At 69.9% G+C, this 21,605-nt stretch carries 20 protein-coding genes; 8 read left to right on the top strand and 12 right to left on the bottom strand.

What is annotated here, in order from left to right:
* Positions 1–33: 33 nt before the first annotated feature.
* The 4 genes from ACQP2X_RS14300 to ACQP2X_RS14285 form a co-directional block, all read right to left on the bottom strand.
* The gene (locus ACQP2X_RS14300; protein WP_498697118.1) at positions 34–1,218 is read right to left on the bottom strand and encodes a cellulose-binding domain-containing protein; all 1,185 of its coding nucleotides are present in this window, start codon (positions 1,216–1,218) and stop codon (positions 34–36) included.
* Positions 1,219–1,290: 72 nt separating this feature from the next.
* Positions 1,291–2,247 (bottom strand): ABC transporter substrate-binding protein, encoded by a 957-nt coding sequence (locus ACQP2X_RS14295; protein WP_498697117.1) that lies wholly within the window; start codon positions 2,245–2,247, stop codon positions 1,291–1,293.
* A 50-nt stretch (positions 2,248–2,297) separates the two neighbouring features.
* The gene (murQ, locus tag ACQP2X_RS14290) at positions 2,298–3,203 is read right to left on the bottom strand and encodes an N-acetylmuramic acid 6-phosphate etherase (RefSeq protein ID WP_498697112.1); all 906 of its coding nucleotides are present in this window, start codon (positions 3,201–3,203) and stop codon (positions 2,298–2,300) included.
* Positions 3,200–4,096 (bottom strand): MurR/RpiR family transcriptional regulator, encoded by an 897-nt coding sequence (locus tag ACQP2X_RS14285; protein WP_498697111.1) that lies wholly within the window; start codon positions 4,094–4,096, stop codon positions 3,200–3,202. Before ACQP2X_RS14285 ends, murQ begins: the two co-directional genes overlap by 4 nt.
* Positions 4,097–4,165: 69 nt before the next feature.
* Between ACQP2X_RS14285 and ACQP2X_RS14280 the strand changes: the two genes are divergently transcribed.
* Positions 4,166–5,164 (top strand): N-acetylglucosamine kinase, encoded by a 999-nt coding sequence (locus ACQP2X_RS14280; RefSeq protein WP_498697109.1) that lies wholly within the window; start codon positions 4,166–4,168, stop codon positions 5,162–5,164.
* On the opposite strand, the gene ACQP2X_RS14275 is transcribed toward ACQP2X_RS14280, so the two are convergent.
* Complete coding sequence (locus tag ACQP2X_RS14275; protein WP_498697108.1) at positions 5,134–6,390, bottom strand: exo-beta-N-acetylmuramidase NamZ family protein; 1,257 nt, start codon at positions 6,388–6,390, stop codon at positions 5,134–5,136. The genes ACQP2X_RS14280 and ACQP2X_RS14275 overlap by 31 nt on opposite strands.
* Positions 6,387–8,108, bottom strand: a complete 1,722-nt coding sequence (locus tag ACQP2X_RS14270; protein WP_498697107.1) for a glycoside hydrolase family 3 protein — start codon at positions 8,106–8,108, stop codon at positions 6,387–6,389. The genes ACQP2X_RS14275 and ACQP2X_RS14270 overlap by 4 nt, the downstream gene beginning before the upstream one ends.
* 109 nt (positions 8,109–8,217) lie before the next feature.
* Here ACQP2X_RS14270 and ACQP2X_RS14265 point away from each other — a divergent pair, with 109 nt between their 5' ends.
* The 5 genes from ACQP2X_RS14265 to ACQP2X_RS14245 all read left to right on the top strand — a co-directional run bounded on the left by ACQP2X_RS14265 (position 8,218) and on the right by ACQP2X_RS14245 (position 15,433).
* Entirely contained in the window at positions 8,218–9,849 is a 1,632-nt protein-coding gene (locus ACQP2X_RS14265; RefSeq protein WP_498697105.1) for a serine hydrolase domain-containing protein, read from the top strand.
* Positions 9,850–9,858: 9 nt separating this feature from the next.
* Complete coding sequence (ngcE, locus tag ACQP2X_RS14260; protein WP_498697103.1) at positions 9,859–11,259, top strand: N-acetylglucosamine/diacetylchitobiose ABC transporter substrate-binding protein; 1,401 nt, start codon at positions 9,859–9,861, stop codon at positions 11,257–11,259.
* Position 11,260: 1 nt separating this feature from the next.
* Positions 11,261–12,166, top strand: a complete 906-nt coding sequence (locus ACQP2X_RS14255; RefSeq protein ID WP_498697100.1) for a carbohydrate ABC transporter permease — start codon at positions 11,261–11,263, stop codon at positions 12,164–12,166.
* Positions 12,166–13,053: a carbohydrate ABC transporter permease gene (locus ACQP2X_RS14250; protein ID WP_498697096.1), complete on the top strand. Its 888-nt coding sequence runs from the start codon at positions 12,166–12,168 to the stop codon at positions 13,051–13,053. The genes ACQP2X_RS14255 and ACQP2X_RS14250 overlap by 1 nt, the downstream gene beginning before the upstream one ends.
* 136 nt (positions 13,054–13,189) lie before the next feature.
* Complete coding sequence (locus ACQP2X_RS14245; RefSeq protein WP_498697092.1) at positions 13,190–15,433, top strand: hypothetical protein; 2,244 nt, start codon at positions 13,190–13,192, stop codon at positions 15,431–15,433.
* On the opposite strand, the gene ACQP2X_RS14240 is transcribed toward ACQP2X_RS14245, so the two are convergent.
* Positions 15,430–15,750: a nuclear transport factor 2 family protein gene (locus ACQP2X_RS14240; RefSeq protein WP_498697090.1), complete on the bottom strand. Its 321-nt coding sequence runs from the start codon at positions 15,748–15,750 to the stop codon at positions 15,430–15,432. The two genes, ACQP2X_RS14245 and ACQP2X_RS14240, sit on opposite strands and share 4 nt — an antisense overlap.
* Positions 15,751–15,804: 54 nt before the next feature.
* Here ACQP2X_RS14240 and ACQP2X_RS14235 point away from each other — a divergent pair, with 54 nt between their 5' ends.
* Positions 15,805–16,611 (top strand): MerR family transcriptional regulator, encoded by an 807-nt coding sequence (locus ACQP2X_RS14235; RefSeq protein WP_498697089.1) that lies wholly within the window; start codon positions 15,805–15,807, stop codon positions 16,609–16,611.
* Positions 16,612–16,617: 6 nt separating this feature from the next.
* Here ACQP2X_RS14235 and ACQP2X_RS14230 read toward each other — a convergent pair whose 3' ends face one another.
* Entirely contained in the window at positions 16,618–17,592 is a 975-nt protein-coding gene (locus tag ACQP2X_RS14230) for a pyridoxamine 5'-phosphate oxidase family protein (RefSeq protein ID WP_498697087.1), read from the bottom strand.
* A gap of 108 nt (positions 17,593–17,700) precedes the next feature.
* On the opposite strand from ACQP2X_RS14230, the gene ACQP2X_RS14225 reads away from it, so the two are divergent.
* Positions 17,701–18,240 (top strand): CGNR zinc finger domain-containing protein, encoded by a 540-nt coding sequence (locus ACQP2X_RS14225; protein WP_498697086.1) that lies wholly within the window; start codon positions 17,701–17,703, stop codon positions 18,238–18,240.
* 114 nt (positions 18,241–18,354) lie between these two features.
* On the opposite strand, the gene ACQP2X_RS14220 is transcribed toward ACQP2X_RS14225, so the two are convergent.
* Genes ACQP2X_RS14220 through ACQP2X_RS14205 form a run of 4 tightly spaced genes read right to left on the bottom strand, consistent with a single transcriptional unit; the run spans position 18,355 to position 21,544 of the window.
* The gene (locus tag ACQP2X_RS14220) at positions 18,355–20,115 is read right to left on the bottom strand and encodes a flavin-containing monooxygenase (RefSeq protein WP_498697085.1); all 1,761 of its coding nucleotides are present in this window, start codon (positions 20,113–20,115) and stop codon (positions 18,355–18,357) included.
* A 53-nt stretch (positions 20,116–20,168) separates the two neighbouring features.
* On the bottom strand, positions 20,169–20,783 hold the full coding sequence (locus ACQP2X_RS14215) for a TetR/AcrR family transcriptional regulator (protein WP_498697083.1): 615 nt from the start codon (positions 20,781–20,783) through the stop codon (positions 20,169–20,171).
* Between the two features lie 33 nt (positions 20,784–20,816).
* A complete protein-coding gene (locus ACQP2X_RS14210; RefSeq protein ID WP_498697081.1) occupies positions 20,817–20,975 on the bottom strand; it encodes a hypothetical protein in 159 nt (52 codons plus the stop codon).
* On the bottom strand, positions 20,972–21,544 hold the full coding sequence (locus ACQP2X_RS14205; RefSeq protein WP_498697078.1) for a PadR family transcriptional regulator: 573 nt from the start codon (positions 21,542–21,544) through the stop codon (positions 20,972–20,974). Before ACQP2X_RS14205 ends, ACQP2X_RS14210 begins: the two co-directional genes overlap by 4 nt.
* Positions 21,545–21,605: the final 61 nt, after the last annotated feature.

Here is a 21,605-nt window from a genome sequence, read left to right as displayed (position 1 = left end):
ACCCGAGACAAACCAGGAGGCCGAACTATCACTTCAGCAGCCGACGCGGGCCCCGCCGACGGCGACGTCGTCGTACCAGAGGGTGTCGGCGCCCTCGCCGTAGCTTTCCCAGCCCAGGCGCAGGTCGGTCAGGGCCGGGCGCCAGGTGCGGTTGAGCCACTGGCTGTCGATGTCGTGGGTGGGGACGCCGTCCTCGAGGAGGCCGGGCACCGAGGTGCCGTTCAGCCACGTCTCGATGGCGCCGTTGCCACCGTCGACCTTGTACTCCACGCAGTTCCACGTGTTGACCGGCAGCGGGGTGGACAGGGCGACGCCGGCCGGGCTCTGCTCGGGCAGGGTCGCGTCGTCGGAGGCGCGGTTGAACTGCAGGGCACCGTTCTGGCCGCCGAAGCGCAGATCGCGGCCGCCGTCGGCCGCGTCGCGCATGGCCACGGCGGTGACATGGGCGGCCGGCAGCGCGGTGGTGTGCCGCACCCAGAACCGGACGTACCAGGCCGTGCCCGCGCCGTTGAGCAGCTTCGTGTTGCGGACGAAGACGTGGTTGCAGTAGCCGGCCACCCCGTCGACGCGCAGCGAGGCCGAGCCGCCGTGCGCGACCGCGCGGTCGATGGCGGCGGTCCCGGCGCCGGAACAGTCCGGATAGGTGACGGCCCAGTCCCCCGACGGGACGGAACCCGTCTGGTTCTCGAACCCATCGCCCGGCCCGGAGGAGGTCGGAGGCGGAGTGGTGGGCGGCGGAGTGGTGGGCGGCGGAGTGGTGGGCGGCGGCGTTGTCGGTGGGGGCGTTGTCGGAGGCGGCGTCGTCGGTGGGGGCGTTGTCGGTACGTCGCCGCCGCACGGAACGCCGTTGAAGGTGAAGGCGGTGGGTGCCGCGTTGGCGCCGGAATACGTCCCCTGGAACCCGAAGCGGGTCGACGCGCCGGTCGCCAGCGGCCCGTTCCAGCCCACGCTGGCCGCGGTCACCGCGCTGCCGGACTGGGTGACCGTGGCGTTCCAGGCATTGGTGATCCGCTGGTCGCCGGCGAAGGTCCAGGACAGCGTCCACGACGTCACCGGTTCACCGCCGTTCGTCACCTGGACGTCGGCGGTGAACCCGGTGGACCACTGGTTCGCCGTCCACCCGACCGTGCACGCGGGCGCCGCCGACGCGCCCGGCGCCGGCACCACGATCATCGCCGCCGCCACCAGCACCGCCGCTGTCACGATCCGACCCTTCACGACTGCCTCCTCGCATCCTGGGAGCGCTCCCACGCATAGACAACTGTAACTGTATGCGCGGTTCCGGGGAAGTCAGGGCAGCAGGGCGTCGAGATCCGGCGGCGCCGTGAGCAGGCCGTCGGTCTGGGCCAGGCCGGCCAGAGTCTCGACCGAGGCCCGGTTCACCTCGGACGGCCAGCGGGGCAGGATCAGGGCGTCCCGGGTCTCGGGCGGGATCTTGGTGTAGGTGCCCAGCGCCTCGCGCACCTCGGCCGGGTGTGCGTCGGCGTACGCCAGAGACTCTTTCATCGCCTCGGTGAACCGCTTGACCAGGTCGGGATCGCGGGCCAGGAGCTCCTGCGAGGTGAAGTACATGGCCACTGTCAGATCCGGGGCGGCGTCGACGTAGCTGGACGCGATCTTCCGCGCGCCCGCCGCGATCGCCGCCTGCTGGAACGGCTCGACCACGAAGATGGCGTCGACCTGACCCGACTGCAACGCCGGCACCTGGTCGGGGAAGGCCAACTCGGCGAAGGCGACCTTCGCCGGGTCGCCGCCCGCCTTGCGGACCGAGGCGTGCACGCTCGTCTCGACGATGTTCTTCAGCGTGTTGGCCGCGACCTTACGGCCGGCCAGGTCCTTCGGTGTACGGATCGGGCTGTCGGCCTTGACGAACAGGCCCGCGAAATCCTTGCCGTCGACGCCGGTGGAGTTGTTGCCGTTGGCGATCGCCTTGATCGGCACCTTGCGGCCCTGCGCGAGCAGCAGCGAGATGGTGTTGCTGAAGCCGAACTGGAACTCGCCGCTGAGCACGGCCGGCACGATGGCCGAGCCGCCCTGCGCGGTGGTCAGGGTGAGGTCGATGTCGCGGTTGCCGAAGAAGCCCTTCGCCTTGCCCAGATAGATGGGCGCGACGTCGACGATCGCGATGACACCGACATTCACCTTGTCGGGGCCGGCGTCGTCGTCGGGCTCGTCACCCGAGCCGCCGCACGCGGTGACGATCAGGACCATGGCGGCGAGTGCCGCGATCAGAGGTGAGCGTCGCATCGGAACTCCGTCCATCCGAATGGCAACTTAGATCGACACACACCGATCGGTCAATGGAGGCGGCGCAACGCCAGGTGAATATGGCCTCCGGTCTCGGCCAGAGCACCGGCGGCCACCTCGGCCGTGACGCCGGCGATCAGCGTCACCACGGCCACCTTGGCGTCACCGCCGGCCTCGAGCAGCGCCCGCCGGCAGGCCTCGACGCCGGCCCCGGTCGCCTCGGCCAGGATGCGCAGCTGCCGGTCGCGCAGCTTGGCGTTGCTGGCCAGCATGTCGGTCATCAGATTGGAGTACGTGCGGCCGAGCCGCACCATGGTCGCTGTCGAGAAGGCGTTCAGCACCAGCTTCTGCGCGGTGCCGGCCTTCATCCGGGTCGAGCCGGTCAGCACCTCGGGGCCGGTGTCGGGCGCCACGTGCACGTCCACACCGGAGGCGATCGGTGACGCGGGATTGGCCGACACGAGCACGGTGTGCGCCCCGCAGGCGCGCGCCGCCGCCAGGGCGGCGCGGACATAGGGCGTACGACCGCTGGCCGTGACCCCGACGACCAGGTCTCCCCGGACGATCTCGCCGGCCACCGCGGCCCCGGCGATCTCGTCGTCCTCGGCGTCCTCGGCCGGCCGGGTGAGCGCGTGCGCCCCGCCCGCGATGTGCGCCACGACCCGGCCCGGCTCCAGCCCAAAGGTCGGAATGAGCTCGGCCGCGTCGAGCACGGCCATCCGCCCCGACGTGCCGGCGCCGACGTAGTGCACCCGGCGACCGGCCGCGAGCGCGGTCACGGCCAGCTCGACCGCGGCCGCCAGCTCGGGCAGCACCTCGGCCACGGCGGCCGGCACCCGCCGGTCCTCGTCGTTGATCAGCGCCAGCAGGTCGAGCGTGGACATCCGGTCGATCGCTTCGCTGTGCGGGTTGCGCTGCTCGGTGCGCGACAGCGGCACCTCGTCCACGGGCCTCACCCGCGGCTCCGCTCGGCGCCGATCCGCCGTCCGCGCACCGCCGCGTACGTGGCGTCGAGCGCGGTGCGGGTCTCGGCGTACGTGCGCTGGGCGACCCCGACGAAGACGCAGTCGATGACGGTGAGCTGGGCCAGCCGGCTGGCCATGGCGCCGGAGCGGAACGTGGTCTCGCGGGCGGCGGTGGTCAGCACCAGATCGGCGACCCGGGTGATGGGCGACTTGGGAAAGTTCGTGAGGGCGACGGTCCGGGCGCCGCGCCGGCCGGCCTCGGTGAAGGCGTCGATGGTGTCGCTGGTCGTGCCGGTGTGCGAGATGCCGAACGCCACGTCCCGCTGGTCGAGCAGGGCGGCGCTGGTCAGGGCCAGGTGGGTGTCGCTCCAGGCGTACGCCACCCGGCCGATCCGGTAGAGCTTCTGCTGGAAGTCGGTGGCCACGAAGGCGCTGGCCCCGACGCCGTAGATGTCCACCCGCCGCGCACCGGCGACCAGCCCGACCACCTGCTCCAGCACCGCGATGTCGATTTGGGAGGCGGTCTCCTCGACCGCCCGGGCGTCGGCGAAGGCGATCTTCTTGACCACCTGGGCCAGGTCGTCGCTCTCACTGATGTCGCTGCCGACCGGCTCCTCGTCGGTCACGGAGCGCCCGGCCTCGGCGGCCAGCGTCAGCCGCAGCTGCGAATAACCGGCGAAGCCCATGGCCCGGCAGAACCGGATCACCGTGGTCTCGCTGGAGCCGGCCCGCTCGGCCAGGTCGGTGATGGTGAGCCCGGCCGCGGTGGCCGCCTCGTCGATGACCACCCGGGCCACCCGCTGCTCGGCCGGTGACAGCGACGGCAGCAGCCCGCGCGCCCGGACGATCGTTTCGGCTCCTGGTGCCTGCTTCCGGCCCGTCATGAAGAAAAGTTTCCTTTGGTAGCCATCGATCGTCAATTCTCTCCACGGGCACGGTACGGTCACCGGACTATGAGCGCAACGATGGTGGCCGGCGTCGACGCGGGCGCCACGACGACGAGATGCGTGATAGCCACCCTCGACGGTGTGGTGCGGGGCCGGGGCACGTCCGGCGGCGCCAACCGCAACAGCAGCGGGGCTTCGGTGAGCGCGGCTCTGCTTTCGGCCTTCACTCAGGCTTTGGCGGGAGTGGACCGAGCGGAGGTACGCCTCGGCGTGCTGGGCGGCGCGGGTTCGGCCGGCGCCGGCCGGGAGGCGTTCCGGGCGGCCGCGATCGAGGCCTGGCGCGCCGCCGGCCTGACCGGCGAGGTGGTCACGGTGACAGATCTCGAGGTGGCGTACGCCGCGGGGACCACCGCCGCGGAAGGCGTGCTCCTGCTCGCCGGCACCGGAGCCCTGGCCGCCCGCTTCACCGACGGCACCCTGCATCGCCGCTGCGACGGCTACGGCTGGCTCCTGGGCGACGAGGGCTCCGCGGTCTGGATCGGCATACGAGCGCTCCGTGCCGCCCTCGCCGCGTTGGACGGCCGCGGCGAGTGGACGAAGCTGGTAGAGGTCGCCCGGGTCCACTTCGGCCTGAAAATGGAGGCCGCTGACACTGAGGGGCTGGCTCAGGCTCTGCTGGCGGCGGGCTTCTCGGTCGCGCCGGCGGCGCTTGGTGGGCTGGCGCCGGTGGTCGGTGCGGCGGCTGAAGCCGGGGATGTCGTGGCCGGGCGGATCTGTGCGGAGGCGGCACGGCGGTTGTTGCACACCTACGACAGCGTCGGGCCGCCACCCGGCGCTGCCGTGGTGCTGGCCGGGTCCGTGCTGCTCGGGCCCGGCCCGGTGGGCCGTGCGGTGCGCGACGGCCTGATGGCCCGTGGCGTTCCGCGGCCCCGGCCGGCGCTGGACGGCGCCGGCGGGGCCGCGGCCCTGGCCGTCGGCCGCCTCACCGGCATCCCCGTGCCGCCGGTGGTGCACGGCCGACTGACCGGCAGCCGTCACGAGCCGCCCCCGGAGGATCGTGGATAGAGCAGGTACTGGCGGCGCTGTCTCTCGAAGGCGGCCAGTTCCCCCGCCCACGCGCCGGTCACCTCGGCGGTGGTGGCGCCCGCGTCGATCATCGTGCGCAGCCGCGGGGAGCCGGTCAGCAGGTCGATCCAGTGGCGGGTGCTGTCCAGCCGCCACGTGAAGGCCGGTTCCTTCCGGGCCTCGACCAGCATGGCCACCGCCGTACGGATCGGGTCGTAGGCCGAGCGGTCGGTCACCTTCACCTCCATGCCGGCGCACAGGACGTTGGTGAACTTGTTGAAGGTCGGTGTGAAGTACGCCTCCCGGAACTCCACGCCGGGCAGGCCCTGCGCGGCCACCCGGTCGCCCCAGTGATAGTCGAAGCCGGGGCCGCCGATCAGCTCGAACGGCCGGGTCGTGCCCCGGCCCTCGGACAGCGACGACACCCCCTCGAACATCCCCGTTCCCGGATAGACCTCGGCCGTGTCCGGGGTGGGCATGTTCGGGCTGGGCAGCACCCACGGCACGTCGGTGTCGGCGGCGTGCAGGCGACCGTGCCAGCCCTTGGCCGCGATCACGTCGAGATCGATCGCGCCGGACAGGAACTCGCCGTTGTAGAAGCGGGCCAGCTCACCCACGGTCATGCCGTGCTGCTGGACGATCTTCAGGCGGCCCACGCCCGAGGTGTAGCCGTCGGTCATCATCGGGCCGCGGGCGCGCCCGCCGATCGGGTTGGGCCGGTCCAGCACGACGTAGCGGAGGCCGAGCCGGGCGGCGGCGGCCATCGAGTCGTACAGCGTGTAGATGTAGGTGTAGAACCTGACCCCGACGTCCTGGATGTCGAAGACGACGGTCCGCACCGCCGAGGCGGTGAACATCGAGATCCACTTTTCGAGCGAGGCCAGATAGGCGTCGTAGACGGTCAGCCCGGTACGCGCGTCCACGCCCGTGCCCTCACTGCCGCCGGCCTGGGCCGAGCCGCGGAAGCCGTGCTCGGGCCCGAACACCCCGCCGATGGTCACGCCGTCCTCGTGCATCCGATCGACCAGATGCCGGAAGGAACGGTCCACCGCCGTCGGGTTGGAGACCACGCCGACGCGCTGACCTCGGAGCGTCTCCCAGCCCGACGCGGCGAGCCGGTCCATCCCGGTCCGCACCCGCGCGGCGGCGGCGGGAGAAGCGGCGGCGGCGGTCGGAAAGGACACCGCCGCGACCCCGGCCGCGGTCAGCACCGACCGGCGTCTCATCGCACGCTCCACGTCAGGCCGTGCCCGAACGGATAGGCGCCCGGAATCTCGACCGGCAGCTTCCCGCGCGGCGGCACCTGACCAAGCAGCACCTTGGCCAGCGACTCCATGGAGACCACCGACGAGCTGTACGTCGCCAGGGACGTGCCGACCTCGGGAAGCGCCGCCACGTCGTACGGATCGCGGACCGCGACCAGGACGATCGGCTTGCCCGTCGCCACCAGGGCCCGGACCAGCGCCTGCTGCCGCCCACCGGGATCGGCCGTCGTGGTGTCCCAGGCCCGGCTGGTCAGCACCACCGTCAGATCGTGCGAACCGGCCGCCGCCACGGCCTCGGCGATCTTGGCGTCGTTCGGCACGCCGGTGACAAGCGGCGTGCCACCCAGCGCACTGGCAAGAACCCCGATGTTGTTGGTGGCGCTGGAATTCCACCCCGTCACCAGCACCGACTTACCCCGGGCGAAGGGAAGCACCTCGGCGTCGTTGCGGACCGCCGTGATCGTGCGGTCGGTGACCGACTGCGCGACCCGCAGGTGTGCCGCCGATCCGACCGTGCGCTCGGCCGCGGCCGGGTCGACCGGCTTCCACGGCGACAGCAGGCCGCGTTTCTGCTTGAGCTTGAGGATCCGCCGCACCGACTGGTCGATCCGGGCCTCGGTCAGCTCCCCCGACGCCACCGCCGCCAGCACCGCGTCGTACGCCACCTGCATGTTCGGCGGCATCAGCAGCATGTCCACGCCGGCCTTGAGCGCCAGCACCGGCACCCGCTCGTCGCCGTACTTCTGCCGCACCCCGGCCATCTCCAGCGAGTCCGTCACCACCACCCCGCGATAGCCCAGCTCGCCGCGCAGCAGCCCGGTGATGATCGGTTTGGACAGCGTGGCCGGATCGCCCGACGGGTCGAGCGCCGGCACCACGATGTGCGCGCTCATGATCGCGTCGGCGCCGGCCGCGACCGCCGCCTTGAACGGCGGCGCGTCGATCCGGTCCCACTCGGCCCGGGTGTGGTTGATCACCGGCAGGCCGGTGTGGCTGTCGGTGGCCGTGTCGCCGTGGCCCGGGAAGTGCTTGGCCGCGGCCGAGGTGTTCGCCCCCGTCTGCAACCCCAGGATCTGGCTCGCGGTCATCGCCGCGGCCAGCCGCGGGTCGCTGCTGAACGAGCGCACCCCGATCACCGGGTTGGCCGGGTTGACGTTGACGTCGGCGTCCGGGGCCCAGGCCTGCGTGATACCGACCGCGCGCAGCTCGGCCCCGGTGACCTGCCCGGTGCGATAGGCGTCGGCCGGGTTGCGGCCGGCCCCGAGCGCCATGCCGCCCGGGAACTGGGTGGCCGGCGCCGGCATCCGGGTGACCACGCCGTGTTCCTGGTCGGTCGAGAGGGACAGCGGCACTCCGGTGGCGGCGGTCTGGAGCCCGTTGCTGAGCGTGGCGATCTGCCGCGGGTTCTGCAGGCTGTTGGTCCAGGCGAAGTAGATGACCCCGCCCAGGTGGTACTTGGCGACGACCTCGGCCGGTGTGCTCACGCCGTACAACCGCTGATTTTCGCTTGATGACGTTGCGGCGTCGCTGCCGTAGACGTACGTCGTGAAGAGCTGCCCGACCTTCTCGGGCAGCGTCATCCGGGCCAGCGTGGCTTCGACCGGCGAGGTCGCCGGCACTCCGGCGGCCGGCACCCCGAGGGCGGCAACAGCGAGAAAAGCGACAGTACGCGTCCGCATGTTGTCGGAAGGTAGCCGGGTCACGGTGCGATGGCAATAACCTTCGCCCCTCTTGCAAGTCACGAAGGAAACATCCATCCTCGACGAATCGACGTATTGAGGAGCGTTGATGATCACTGCTCTCGTCGCACCCCTGTGCCTGGTGGCGTGCCTGGTCACACCGGCCGACATCCACTTCCGGCACGACGTGCTGCGCCCCGGAACGGCCCGCTCGGCCGGCCTGCTGGCCGGCCCGATCGCCGCCCTGCCCGGCATCGCCGAGTCATATTTGCGACCCACGGCCGACCACCCCGATCACCCCACGTACGCGGGCGCCACCGTGCTGGCCGCCCACCACGGCGTCGTGGTGTCACGCTTCGCGGTCGGTGACGCGGTCCGCTACACCGCGGGCCCCGCCGAGCTTCCCCCGGAGCAGCGCGTCCCGGCCCGCACCGACACGCTGTGGGATCTCGCCTCGATCTCCAAGCTGTTCACCACGATCGTCGTCCTCCAGCAGGTCGAGCGCGGCAAGGTGGGCCTGGACACGCCGGTCGCGAGCTACGTCCCGGAGTTCGCGGCCGGCGGCAAAGAGGCCGTGACGGTCCGGCAATTGCTCACCCACACCTCGGGGCTGCCGGCCTTTCTGCCGTTCTACTCGCTCTATCCCACCCGCGAGGAACGGTTCGCGGCCGCGCTGGCCACACCGATCACACCCGGCCGGCGCTATGTCTATTCCGACATCGGGCTGATCGCGCTGGGCGTTCTGGTCGAGCGGGTCACGGGCAAAAGCCTCGACCAGGCCGTACGGGCTGGAGTGACCGGCCCGCTGAATATGCGCGAAACGGGATACAACCCGGGTGCGGCCCTCAAGCACCGCACCGCGGCGACCGAATACCAGCCGTACGTCGATCGTGGTCTGGTCCGGGGTGAGGTTCACGACGAGAACGCCTGGTCGCTCGGTGGCGTGGCCGGGCACGCGGGTGTCTTCTCCACCGCCGACGATCTCGCGATCCTGTGCCAGACACTGCTCAACGGCGGCACCTACAAGGGAAAGCGGATCCTTTCCGAAGGAATGGTCCGGCAGGCGCTGGTGAACTACAACGCCGATCTGCTGGCCGGCAATCCGGAAAGCGCGCGGGGGCTCGGCTTCGAGCTCTCCAAGTACTGGTACATGGACGGGATGACCTCGCCGGTCACCTTCGGGCACACCGGGTTCACCGGCACGTCGGTCGTCATCGACCCGCTCGACCAGTCGTTCCTCATTCTGCTGAGCAACCGGGTCCATCCCGACCGTGCCTGGGGAAGCAACAACGTCGCCCGGCGCGCTCTCGCCCGCGCCTTCGCCGCTTCTCATCCCCTCAAGGCGGATTGGCGGACCGAGACCAGAGACAACGCCGTCATGACGTTGACCGCGCCCCTGCGCCAAGCGGCGGGCGAGGGGGCGCGAGCTTCATTCCATTTGTGGTACGACACGGAGCCGCTCTCCGACACTCTGACGCTCGAATCGTCGGCGGACGGCGTGGTCTGGACACCCTTGAGTGACGGGACCTTCAGCGGATTCGGCGGGCGCCGATGGTGGCCGGTCACCGCCGCCGTTCCGGCCGGCACGACTCAGCTGCGTTTCACCTATCGCACCGACGCGAATTCGCAGGGCCGCGGCGTTCTGCTCGACCGGCTCCGAGTGGCTTCGCCGGAAGCGGTTCTCGTCGACCGCCGGACCCACCTGATCGCCGACGGCTGGAATCCGTCACCGAACGCATAGGAGCCGAGCATGAAACACACGATCAGCCGGCGCGGGCTTCTCCAGGGCGTGGCGGGCGTCACCGCCGCCGGCGCGCTGGGCGGGTGCGCGATGGGCGGCGGCGACACCGAGGACGACGCCAAGGGCTCGGTGAGCGCGAACAACCCGCTCGCGGTGAAGGACGACGCGCCGCTCGAGGTGGTCATCTTCAACGGCGGATTCGGCGAGGAGTACGCCAAGGCGCACGAGGCGATGTACAAGGAGCGCTACCCGAAGGCCGAGATCAAGCACTCGGCCACCCAGCAGATCGCCGAGACGCTGCAACCCCGGTTCGTGGCCGGCGATCCGCCCGACGTGGTGAACAACTCGGGCGGCAGCCAGATCGACTTCAACGGGCTGGTGTCGCAGGGCGCGCTGGCCGATCTGGGCGAGCTGCTGGACGCGCCGAGCCTCGACGATCCGAACAAGAAGGTGCGGGACACGCTGCTTCCGGGCATCGTCGACGTCGGCTCGTACGACGGGAAGTTCCTGTCTTTGAACTACGCCTATTCGGCGTACGGCATCTGGTATTCGCAGAAGCTCTTCGACGCCAAGGGCTGGGCGTATCCGAAGACCTGGGACGACATGATCGCCCTGTGCAAGCAGATCAAGGCGGCCGGCATCGCGCCCTGGACCTATCCGGGCAAGCATGCGCGCTACATGAGCTGGCCGATCATCGCGGCCGCCGGGAAGATGGGCGGCATCGAGGTCATCAAGGCGATCGACAACCTCGAACCGAACGCCTGGAAACACGACGCGGTCAAGGCGGCGGCCGAGGCGTACTACCAACTCGCCGTCGACGGCTATCTCCAGCCGGGCGCCGAGGGCATGGACCACGTCCAGTCGCAGACCGAATGGTGCCGGGGCAAGGCCGCGTTCGTCTCCTGCGGATCGTGGCTCGAGAACGAGCAGAAGGCCGTCACCCCGCCCGATTTTCGGATGGCGGTGGCGCCGACGCCGTCGCTCACCACTGGCGAGAAAATGCCGTACGAGGCGTTCCGCGGCACCGGCAGCGAGCCGTTCGTCGTGCCGTCCAAGGGCAAGAACGTGCGCGGCGGACTCGAATATCTGCGGGTCATGCTCTCGCAGAAAGGCGCCTCCGATTTCACCCGCAAGGTCAGCAGCCTCACCGCCGTGCAGGGTTCCAGCGCGGGAATCGAGCTCGGACCGGGCCTGACGTCGGTGACCGGTCTCATCGACGCGTCCAAGGGCACCGCGTTCACGTGGCTCTACTCGTCGTATTACCGCAAGCTCGAACGCGAACGGGTCGACGCGGCCAGCGCCGAACTGTTCGCCAAGCGTATCACCGCCGCCCAGTGGTGCGACAAAATCCAGAAGTCGGCCGACGAGTTCGCCCAGGACCCCGCGATCAAGAAATACAAGCGGTCCTGAGGTGCCCGGCAAACGCCTGTTCATCGCCGTCTTCCTGATTCCACCCCTTCTGCTGTACGGGATTCTCGTCGTTTCCCCGTACGCGCAGGCCTTCCAGATCGCGGGCACGAACTGGAGCGGCCTCTCCCCCACGTACGACTTCGTGGGGCTGGACAACTTCAAGCGGCTGCTCAGCGACGGCTACTTCTGGAACGCGTTGCGGCACAACGGTTTGCTGCTCGTGCTGCTGCCGGTGGTGACGATCCTGCTCGGGCTCTTCTTCGCCTCGATGATCAGCGTGGGCGGCCGGGCCGACCGGGTGGGCGTGCACGGCGTACGAGGGGCCGGTTTTTATCGCGTCGTCTATTTCTTTCCGCAGGTGCTGTCGGTGGCCATCGTGGGCGTGCTGTGGAAGGAGATGTACGCCCCGCACACCGGGATGGTGAACGGCTTCCTCCGGGCGATCGGCCTGGACGGGCTGGCCGTGGCCTGGCTGGGCGATCCGCGGTTCGCGTTCTGGTGCGTGATGGCCGTGATGATCTGGATGAACGTCGGTTTCTACGTCGTCCTGTTCAGCGCGGCCATGCAGTCGATCCCCCGCGACCTGTACGAGGCGGCGCTGCTGGACGGCGCGGGCCGGCTCACCACGCTGGTGCGGCTGACCGTGCCGCTGGTGTGGGACACGATCCAGGTGGCCTGGGTCTACCTGGCCATCATCGCCATCGACGGCTTCGCCATCGTCCAAATCATCACCGACGGCGGGCCGTCCTCGTCGTCGGACGTGGTGGGGTTGCGGCTCTACAAGACGGCCTTCGCCGACGGCCAGTTCGGCTATGCGTCGGCGATCGGGGTCGCCATGTTCTTCCTGACCCTCACCGTCGCGGCCATGTTCCTGCGGGTGACCCGTCGTGAGCGGGTGGAGCTCTGATGGCTGTCCTCACTCGGCCTTCCCCGCCCGCCGTGTCGCCGCCGCGTTCTTCCCGCCGCTCGACTACTCCAGTTTTTTCGCATTTGTTCCTGGCGGGCTGGGCCCTCCTCACCACACTGCCGCTGTTGTGGGCCGTGCTGAGCTCGTTCAAAAGTGACGAGGAGATCCTCACCGACCCGTGGAGCCTGCCGTCGCGGCTGCGCTGGGAGAACTGGGAGCGGGCCTGGAACGAGGCCCACATCGGCCGCTACTTCCTGAACAGCGCCATCGTGGTCACCGGCGCCCTCACCCTGACCATGCTGTTCGGGGCCATGGCGGCGTACGTGCTGGCCCGCTACCAGTTCCGCGGCCGCCGGATCGTCTACTTCGCCTTCGTCGGCGGCATGATGTTCCCGGTCTTCCTGGCGCTGGTGCCGCTGTTCTTCGTCGTACGAAATCTGGGAATGCTCGGCACTCTGCCCGGCCTGACGCTGGTGTACGCGGCGTACTCGCTGCCGTTCACGGTCTTCTTCCTGACCGCCTTCTTCCGAACCTTGCCGACCACGGTGGCCGAGGCCGCCATGGTCGACGGTTGCGGCCACTTCGGCCTGTTCTTCCGCGTCATGCTGCCGATGGCCCGCCCCGGCCTGGTCAGCGTCGGCATCTTCAACTTCCTGTTCCAGTGGAACCAGTACGTCCTGCCCATCGTGCTCATGCAGGGCGAGGGCGCCGAGCGGAAGTGGGTGCTGGCCCAGGGCTTGACCGCGCTGGCCGTGAACGAGGGTTACCGGGGCGACTTCAGCGGCCTGTTCGCCGGCATGACCATCGCCATGCTCCCGGTCATCGCCGGCTACCTGCTCTTCCACCGCCAGGTCCAGAGCGGCCTGGCCGCGGGCCAGCTCCGCTGAGGCCGCCGGCGCTGGTCACCCTCAGCGGGTCGGTCGAACGACTCCGGCCACCGGCCGTCCTTCCGCTGTGTTTCCGCTTCCGCTCTGGCGATGCTTGACCTGCGCGGATCCGGTGCCGGCCGCCGGAAGGGAACTCATGTTTCGCCTGCTCGCCCTGCTGCCCGTGCTGGCGGCCGGGCTCACCGTGGCCGGGGACGACAGCGCCGATCGGGCCTCGGTGGCTTTCCAGCTCGGGGAGGAATCGCGCGCCGGGGATCAGGTCTGCGATCGGACCATGGGACCGGCCAGCGAACCGGCGACCGACCACTGGACGTACCGGGCGATCGTGAGCCGGTCGTCGGGGCTGGTGCTGACCGACATCCGGCTCGGGCCGCGGCTGATGGCGAACGCGGCCGGGGTGGCGTACGTCCGGGTCCGCACCGCCGACGGCGTGATCCACAACGGGTTTCTGACTCCCACTCCCGTGACCCAGCCGGACTCCGCCGTCACCAGCCGGCTGCGTGGGGCCGTCGACTGCGCACCCATTGAGGGTGACGACGCCGTCACGGCCACATACGCGGTGACGGTCGGGGACGTCACCGTGCTCTTCGAGCAGCAGTACCGCTTCTCCAACGTGCTGGACGACCGGTGCGAGCCCACCCTGAAGTCCCGCTGCAAACGCTTCTGGCCGACCACACGCTGGGCGGTGTCACCGGCCGACAGCAAGAAGATCCGGTCGGTGTCGGTGGTGCAGCGCTTCGCCTGGAACCCGGACGACGGGGTGGGCCAGGGCAGCGCCGGCGGAGCAGAACTGATCAAGGATGAGCTCGACGTGAGGTCGTCGCTGACCAACCTCAAGCTTAAAGTGACAGCCCTCAGCGGCGGTAGCGGGCATCTGCGGCGCGCCGGGACGAAGAAGGTCATCGACCGCGGCCAGATCCAGGGTGAGGGCTGGGAGAACTATCACCAGAGCAGCCGGCACGGGGTCGGGTTGCCGTCGCCGGTGAGCGCCGGGTGCTCCGATTGCGTCCACGTCCACTGGTCCTGGTTCGCCGATCCGCTGTCGTCAGTCCTCCCCATGAACCAAACCACCAGGACACGCGAGTGGTTGACCGAACAGGGCAAGCCGGCCGCGCGGCTCGCGGCGAGCGAAGTCGCCTGTGACTTCTGCGACGAGGGCGCTTTCTCGGACGGCCGGCCGCAGATCCCGGACGGCTCCAGGCAGACCGCCTGCGTCGGCTGGACGACCGACGAGCCGACCTCACCGGTCAATTGGTGCCGGTCCGGCGACAAGCCTTATCTGAGCCGGGAGAAGCCGCCGGTGATGTACTGGGACGTCACATCCGAGGCCGCCGACGAGCTCGCGCAAGGGGTGTCCATCGGCAAGGCCGACTATGCCACCGGTGACGCCTACTGGCAGAAGCTGCCCGACCGGCGGCACGGCGGCGACGGTTCGTTCTTCTTCGTCCCGGCCCGGCGCCTGGCCACACCGGAGGAGGACGCGGGCGGAGCCACGACCGCGACCATCGAACCGATGTGGCCCGCCAGACGAATGGCCGGAATCTGGCTGCTCCCGGTCCGGATCGTCCTCGACCGGGCCGACGATCAGGGCCCGTACTACCTCCGCGTCAAAGCCCGCGGGATGCGGCTGCTCGAGGCCGATTCGCGAGGCTCGGTCAACCCGGGCGATCCGGGCTGGGTGACGATCCGGAACGGTTCCATCGAGCGGCAAGGCTGGTACCGCCAGGGCCCGGACCACCGGATCGTCACGGGCCGCACCCAGGTGATGGCCGCACCCCTGTGGTTCGACCGCGAGCCACAACCGGAGGACGTCTCGTTCCGGCTGGACGCCGCGCCGGACGGCATCCCCGGGTACGTGCCGTCGGACGGCACCTGGGCCGACACGTCGACCGTCGGCGACGCGCCGGAGACGATCGACTGGCTCGCCGTCGTCCGGCGCCATCTGACCGACTGCAACGCCGACAAGGACACCTCCGAGGTGGCCCTGGCCAAGGACTTCACGCCAGGCTTGCAGGACCTCAACGGCGACGACCAGGACGAGGTCCTCGTCGGCGCCAAGTGCTCCGAGTCGGCGTCAGCGGCGCTGCTCTACGTCTTCGACGGCGCTTCGGACAGCCGCGACCCTCAGCTGCTCGACGTCGTCGACGGCCGCGGCCATCCCGTCTTCGATCTGGACGGCGCGGGCCTCGGCACGACCGACGACACGGTCAAGATCTACGCCACCAATCCCCGTGACGCGGACGGCGAGTTGCCGTACCGCGACATCGAACTGACCTTGGAGTGGCAGGACCGCCTGCGGATGACCCGGATCGACACGGAGGACTGCACTTGGCCGGCCTTCTACTCGGGCGACGACGACCCGGCCATCGTCTGCCACTAAGGCCGGATCTCCAGACGGGTGATCGCCCCGTCCCGCAGCTCGAACAGGTAGTGCAGGTCGACCACGCCGCCGGGAAAGTCGCCCTCCAGGCGATGAAGCACGTCGTAGACGACCGTGGCGCCCTTGATCTCGGTGGTGTACGTGTACTGGCTGCCGGCCTTGGTGAGAAACGCTCGGATCTCGTCGGCGCCGCGGTAGGTGTGCCCGTCGTCGACGACCACCGCGTCCGGGGCGAAGGCGCCGGCCGCGGCGGCCGTCTCGCGGGCCTGGTGCGCGGTCAGGAAGCCGGTGATGACATCGGGAAGTGTCTCGCTCATGAACCCAGCCTCGACCCTCCCGCCGGGAGAGAGTCAACGTGGCAGGGTGGTGAGGTGCGTCAAGGTCTCACCATCGGCGAGTTCGCCACACTGACCCACCTCAGCGTGCGCACGTTGCGGCGCTACCACGAGGCCGGCCTGCTCGAACCCCGCACGGTCGACCCGTCCAGCGGCTACCGCTACTACTCCCCCGAGCAGATCCCGGCCGCCCAGGTCATCCACCGCCTACGCGAGCTCGACGTGCCCTTGGCCGAGGTGCGGTCGATCCTGGCCACCGACGACCCGCGGAAACGCGCCGACCTGGTGACCGCCCACCTGCACCGCCTGGAGGACGAGCTCGACCGAACCCGCCGCGCCGTGGCTTCACTGCGCCGCCTGCTGACCCCCGACCCCGAGGACCTGGCGGTGACCCTGCGCTCCGAGCCACCCCGCACGGTCGCCGCGGTCGAGGGCTTGGTCGATTCACACCGGGTCCTTCCCTGGTACGCCGAGTCCATGCGCACGCTGGACGCCAGGTACCCACCCGGCGAGCGCACCGGCCCACCCGGCGGCCTTTACGCCAACGAGCTGTTCACCACAGGCAAGGGCCGGATGACAGTGTTCCACCCGGTGCGCACCCCTCACCCCGACGACCGCCTGGAGCTGCCCCCAACCGAACTGGCGGTAACCGTGCACCAGGGCCCCCACGACGACATCGAGGTGACCTACAGTCGCCTGGGCGCCTGGGTGGTCGAGCACGCCCTGGCCGTCAATGGCCCAGTCCACGAGACCTACTTGATCGGCCCCCGTGACACCCTGACCCCCACCGCCTGGCGCACCGAGATCGGCTGGCCGGTCTTCCACCTCAGCACCCACACCTAGCCACGATCACCCCCCGAAGGACGAAGACGGGTTGAAGCGGGAGAGCTCGGGCGAAGTCCAGCGCAGAGATGAGGACTGGTCGACGCGGACAACCCGGTCCACCGTGAAGTCGACCAGGCGCTCGGCGCCGGGAACGGCGGCGGCATGGGCCGGGTTCCAGTCGACCACCGCGCTGCCGGTGAGGTGGAGCAGGGTGCCGGTGGGCCAATCGGGGATCAGGAGGCCGGCCCGGGGGTTCACCTCCAAGTTGCCGAATGTGTTGAACATCGAATTGCCGGCGTAGTCGGGCCAGCGCAGATGGGTGGGGCTCAGCGAGCTCAGGAAGCCGGGGTTCCCGCCACGGTGGGAGGCATCGGCGTTGCCGTCGGCGTCGGCGGTGGCGACGAAGAAGGTGTCGGCTTGACCGACGAAGGCCCTCTCCTCGGCCGTCAGCGAGCCGCCGACCCGAGGAACGCCCGGCGTCGCCGAGGCCCGCATCGGGCGGCGTTTCTGAATGTATTTCGGGCAGTTGGCATAGATCTGCTGTAGCTCGATCCGAAGACCGGCCACGGTGGGACGAGCGACGCCGTTCATACGGACGCGCCGACGGGTGCCCGGCTCGATGGCAATCATGCCGACCTGCACCGGAGCGGTGTCGCCCTGGGCCGGAGCGGTGTCGCCCTGGGCCGGAGCGGAAAGGACCTCGTGCAGTGGGTCGCCGGGGGCGGGCGTCGCGGCGATCTCGATCGTCGAAGGGGCGGTGACTCTGATGAAGCCGGGGACACCGGTCAGCATGGTGGACCAGACGTCGCCGTGGGTGTCGGTGGCGCCCAGGACGATCATCGGCTGAGCGGCCAGGAAGGCGGCGGCCGCCAGAGGGATCTCGGCGTTGAACATCCCCGTGAGGCGGGTGGCCTCGTCGCGGGCGCCCGCCCGCTGCTGGGCGATCAGCTCGCCTCGGTGATAGCGACCCATGGGCTTGGACGAAACAGCGAAGCTCATGCCACCTCCTTCAACCGGTGAAACACAAATTACCGGTTGACCGCGAAGGAGTCAACCGGATAATCTCTTTTCACCGGTGAATCCGATGAGCGTGGTTGGATGGAGGTGATGAGCACGCACGAAGATCCACGTCCCCTGACCGGCGAGCCTCTGCCGCTCGATCTGCTGAACACGCAGTGGACCGACGAGGACGGCACGGCCCACGATCTGTTGAAGCGCCCGGGTGGGCTGGAGATCTGGTTGTCCACGAACGGGCTCCGTGGGCCGCGGACGGCGGAGACGGTCGAGGCGCTGGTGGCTACGCGGGAGGCGCTGTTCGAGCTCGTGCAGCCCGAGATGCCCGACCCGGTGCGGTCGCGGGCGCTGCTCAACGAGACGTTGCGCCACGGTCACTATCGGCGGCGCCTCACGGTGAACGGGCCGGAGAGCGTGGTCGAGACGGACACGCCGGCCTGGCATGCCGCGTGGCAGGCCGCCGAGGGCTATCTGCGGCTGCTGAAGGAGAACCCGGGGCGGATCCGCAAGTGCGCCAACCCTGAGTGCCGGCTGCGGTTCTACGATGTGTCCAAGGCCGGCGCCCGGCGCTGGTGCTCGATGGCGACTTGCGGCAACCGCGCCAAGTACGCCCGCTACCGCGAGGGGCACTGACAAGACGACCGGCAGAGCGGCGGCCGCGGAAGGGGCGGTCGACAAAGGGGCACGGTCACCGCGGTGGGCAGCCAAAGGGGTGGCCGGGCGAAGGGCCACCCCTGGGAGCGGCGGTCAGGCGCTGTGCATGACCTCGTCCATGCCGCCCGACGCGCGCCAACTGCGTAGCAAGTCGTGGAAGACGACGGGGCCTGGGCCGAACGAATTGTTCACCGGGCGGGGCTTTCCCTCGCCGTTGTAGTAGCCGGGGGTGCACTCCGACTGGAAGTCGAAATTGTTGGGGGCCGTCTCCCGGATCGTCGCCACCCAGGCCTCCTCGGCCTCGGCCGTCGGCTCGATGTGGTGGGCTTCCCGGCGGGCCGCCTCGGCCACCAACTCGCCTATGTGGGTGGCCTGTTCCTGGAGGACGTGGGTGAAGTTCACCGCGGCCGCGTTCTGCAACGAGCCCAAGTGGAACAAGTTGGGGAAGCCGTGGCTGGCGAAACCGTGCAGCGTGCGCGGACCGTTGCGCCAATGGCCCAGCAGCGGCAGGCCGCCCCGGCCGTAGACCGGCAAGGTTCCGGATAGCACGCCCGAGATGCCCGTCTCGAAACCGGTGGCCAGCACCACGCAGTCGACCTCGTACTCCTGCTCCCCCACGACCACGGCCGACGAGGTCATCGCCGTGATGCCGCCCGAGTCGGCCGTGTCGATCAGGGTCACGTTCGGGCGGTTGAACGTCGGCAGGTAGTTGTCGCTGAACGTCGGGCGCTTGCACATGTAGCGGTACCACGGCTTCAGCTTCTCCGCGGTCTCCGGATCCTCGACCACCGACGCCACCCGGGCCCGGATCTCGTCCATCTTGCGGAAGTCCGCCCGCTCGTCGAGGAACGCGCGGTCCTCGGCCGAGATCGTCGGGTCGACCGTGCCGGTCAGCATCTGGCGCTGGAGGGCCGCGGTGGCCGTCCAGCCGTCGTTGATCAGGTCTTCCGCCACGTGGCCGCCGGTGACCAGGGTCAGGAAGTTCTCCATCCGCTCCCGCTGCCAGCCGGGCTTCAGCGTGGCCGCCCACGACGGGTCGATCGGGCGGTTGTCGCGGACGTCCACCGACGACGGGGTGCGCTGGAAGACGTACAGCTGCGAAGCTTTCTCGGCGATCTGGGGAATCACCTGGATGCCACTGGCGCCCGTGCCGACCACGGCCACGCGCTTGCCGTTCAGGTCGTACGACTCGTCCCAGCGGCTGGTGTGCATGATGTGGCCGCCGAACTCGTCGACGCCGGGGATGCCGGGGAGTTTCGGCTGTGTCAGGGTGCCCGACGAGATGACCACGTAGCGCGCGCGGAACACGTCGCCCCGGTCGGTTGTCACCGTCCACTCGGCCGTGTCGTCGTCCCAGCGCAGCTCATTGACCTTGGTGTGGAACAGCGCGTCGGCGTACAACTCGAACTGCTTGGCGATGGCGACGGCATGGCCGCGGATCTCCTCGCCGGGGGCGTAGCGCCACTTGGGGACGTAGCCGACCTCCTCCAGCAACGGCATGTAGACGGTGGACTCGATGTCGCACTGGACGCCGGGGTAGCGGTTCCAGTACCACGTGCCGCCGAAGTCGCCGGCCTCGTCGATCATCCGCAGGTCGCGCACGCCGGCCTGGCGCAGCCGGGCCCCGGCCAGCAGGCCGCCGAAGCCGCCGCCGATGACCAGCGCCTCGACCCGGTCGGTCAGCGGAGAACGCTCGGCCCGCTCGGTGTACGGGTCGGTGGCGATCTCGCCGGACGCCCGCCGATATTGGGCGTTGCCCTCGTCGCGGATGCGGCGATCCCGTTCGCGCCGATAGCGGGAGCGCAGCCACTCCAGCTCCTCGGGCTTGTAACGGTGGGGGGAGGAGGGGAACATGCGGGGCCCTTTCGCGGAGACCGTCCGGAGTGGAGACCAGCCGGGGCCCAAGATTAAACCAACTGATTGACTTCCAGGGAGGTGTACGGGGCTTGGTAGAGGCCTTGAATCGCGTCGATCAGACCGCTCGCGGCGGACGGCCACTCCGGGGTCACGGAACGTTCACGTTGGGCGCAGAAATGGACGATCAGGGTGTGCGCCATGTCGTCGCGCTCCCGGCGGACCCGATCGGGCAGCCCGGGCAGGCAGGCGTGCAGGGCGTCGGTGGCCGCGCGCAACGTCGGGGCCTCGCCGACCTCGGCCGCCGCCAGCTCTCGCAGCTTCGGCTCGGTCATCAGCTGGGCGGCGAAGCGGCCGTACCAGCTGGGGGTCCCGAGAGAGGCCAGATGCCGGGTGTACGGCAGAACGAGGCACCCGACCCGCTCGCGCAGGACGGTGCTGCCGTCGAAGCGGGCCAGCAGGCCGGCCCGGATCTCCTCGGTCGGCACCGAGTGGTGGCGCACGATGGCGCGTACCAGATCGTCTTTCGACCCGAAGTGATAGCCGACGGCGGCCGTGTTGCCCTGACCCGCGGCCTCGCTGATCTGCCGGTTGGAGATCGTGAAGACGCCGTGCTCGGCGAACAGCTGCTCGGCCACGGCGAGAAGGTGCGCTCTGGTCCGGCTCATCCCTCGTCCCCGGTCGGCGGCTTTCCCGGGAGCCTATCGACGCGGCCCGGTCGTGGCATCGCGCCCGCGCCGTCCGGGACGGCGCGCCTCACCGATCAGATCACGGTAGACGGCGAAGGCGCTCTTGGGCCGGTACGTGTCGGTGACCAGGCCCAGGCTGCCGACAGTGGTCACGCAGATGCCGAACTTCACGACTCGGTCCCTTCGCTGATCGGCCGGGGCCAGAAGATGTCGCGCGAACGGATCCGCGCCACCAGCCCTCTGATCCACTCCATCTCGGCCGTGACGACGGCCCGCCAGTAGTCCGCTTCGAGCATGTAGACCTCGGCCAGCTCATCCGCCCCCTCCTGACGCAGGCCGGCCTCACCGGCGAGGCGGTCGGCCCGCGCTTCGAGGATCACGCCCACCCTCCCGGCGGGGATGAGGCCGGCGTAGGAGACGGCCAGGATGAAGTCGAGGGAGGCGGGACCGCCCTCACGCAGGCCGGTTTCGACCCGCCGGCCGAGGTCGGCGACACCCGCGCGGGTCAGCTCGTACGCCGTCCGCGGTGGGCGGCCGTCCACCGCGGCCGGCGCGCGGGAAACGACGGTGCCCGCCTTTTCCATGCTCTTCAGCAGTGTCGTGACCGTGCTGCGGGTGACGTGCAGCTGCGCATAGCGCGACTGCAAACGGGCGGTGAGGTCGTAGGCGTGGCCCGGTTGCTCGACCAGCAGGCCGAGCAACGGCATGACCAAGCTGTTGCGGGAGGCGTCCAACGGCACGTTTCCACGCTATAGACGTATACGTCTAAGTGCAACATCACGCGCCCCCGGCGCTCGGAAC

It is taken from the genome of Actinoplanes sp. CA-131856, assembly GCF_050956135.1.
Lineage (GTDB): Bacteria > Actinomycetota > Actinomycetes > Mycobacteriales > Micromonosporaceae > Actinoplanes.
Note: the sequence above shows the minus strand (reverse complement) of the source record. Positions and strands in the feature narration are given on the sequence as shown.

Bases quoted from the DNA above. Each gene is read 5' to 3' on its own strand.
- ACQP2X_RS14250 (WP_498697096.1), top strand. From the start codon at position 12,166: ATGGCTGTCCTCACTCGGCCTTCCCCGCCCGCCGTGTCGCCGCCGCGT.
- ACQP2X_RS14225 (WP_498697086.1), top strand. From the start codon at position 17,701: ATGAGCACGCACGAAGATCCACGTCCCCTGACCGGCGAGCCTCTGCCG.
- ACQP2X_RS14240 (WP_498697090.1), bottom strand. From the start codon at position 15,750: ATGAGCGAGACACTTCCCGATGTCATCACCGGCTTCCTGACCGCGCAC.
- ACQP2X_RS14265 (WP_498697105.1), top strand. From the start codon at position 8,218: ATGATCACTGCTCTCGTCGCACCCCTGTGCCTGGTGGCGTGCCTGGTC.
- ACQP2X_RS14230 (WP_498697087.1), bottom strand. From the start codon at position 17,592: ATGAGCTTCGCTGTTTCGTCCAAGCCCATGGGTCGCTATCACCGAGGC.
- ngcE (WP_498697103.1), top strand. From the start codon at position 9,859: ATGAAACACACGATCAGCCGGCGCGGGCTTCTCCAGGGCGTGGCGGGC.
- ACQP2X_RS14270 (WP_498697107.1), bottom strand. From the start codon at position 8,108: ATGCGGACGCGTACTGTCGCTTTTCTCGCTGTTGCCGCCCTCGGGGTG.
- ACQP2X_RS14280 (WP_498697109.1), top strand. From the start codon at position 4,166: ATGAGCGCAACGATGGTGGCCGGCGTCGACGCGGGCGCCACGACGACG.
- ACQP2X_RS14220 (WP_498697085.1), bottom strand. From the start codon at position 20,115: ATGTTCCCCTCCTCCCCCCACCGTTACAAGCCCGAGGAGCTGGAGTGG.
- ACQP2X_RS14295 (WP_498697117.1), bottom strand. From the start codon at position 2,247: ATGCGACGCTCACCTCTGATCGCGGCACTCGCCGCCATGGTCCTGATC.
- ACQP2X_RS14215 (WP_498697083.1), bottom strand. From the start codon at position 20,783: ATGAGCCGGACCAGAGCGCACCTTCTCGCCGTGGCCGAGCAGCTGTTC.
- ACQP2X_RS14285 (WP_498697111.1), bottom strand. From the start codon at position 4,096: ATGACGGGCCGGAAGCAGGCACCAGGAGCCGAAACGATCGTCCGGGCG.
- ACQP2X_RS14275 (WP_498697108.1), bottom strand. From the start codon at position 6,390: ATGAGACGCCGGTCGGTGCTGACCGCGGCCGGGGTCGCGGCGGTGTCC.
- ACQP2X_RS14245 (WP_498697092.1), top strand. From the start codon at position 13,190: ATGTTTCGCCTGCTCGCCCTGCTGCCCGTGCTGGCGGCCGGGCTCACC.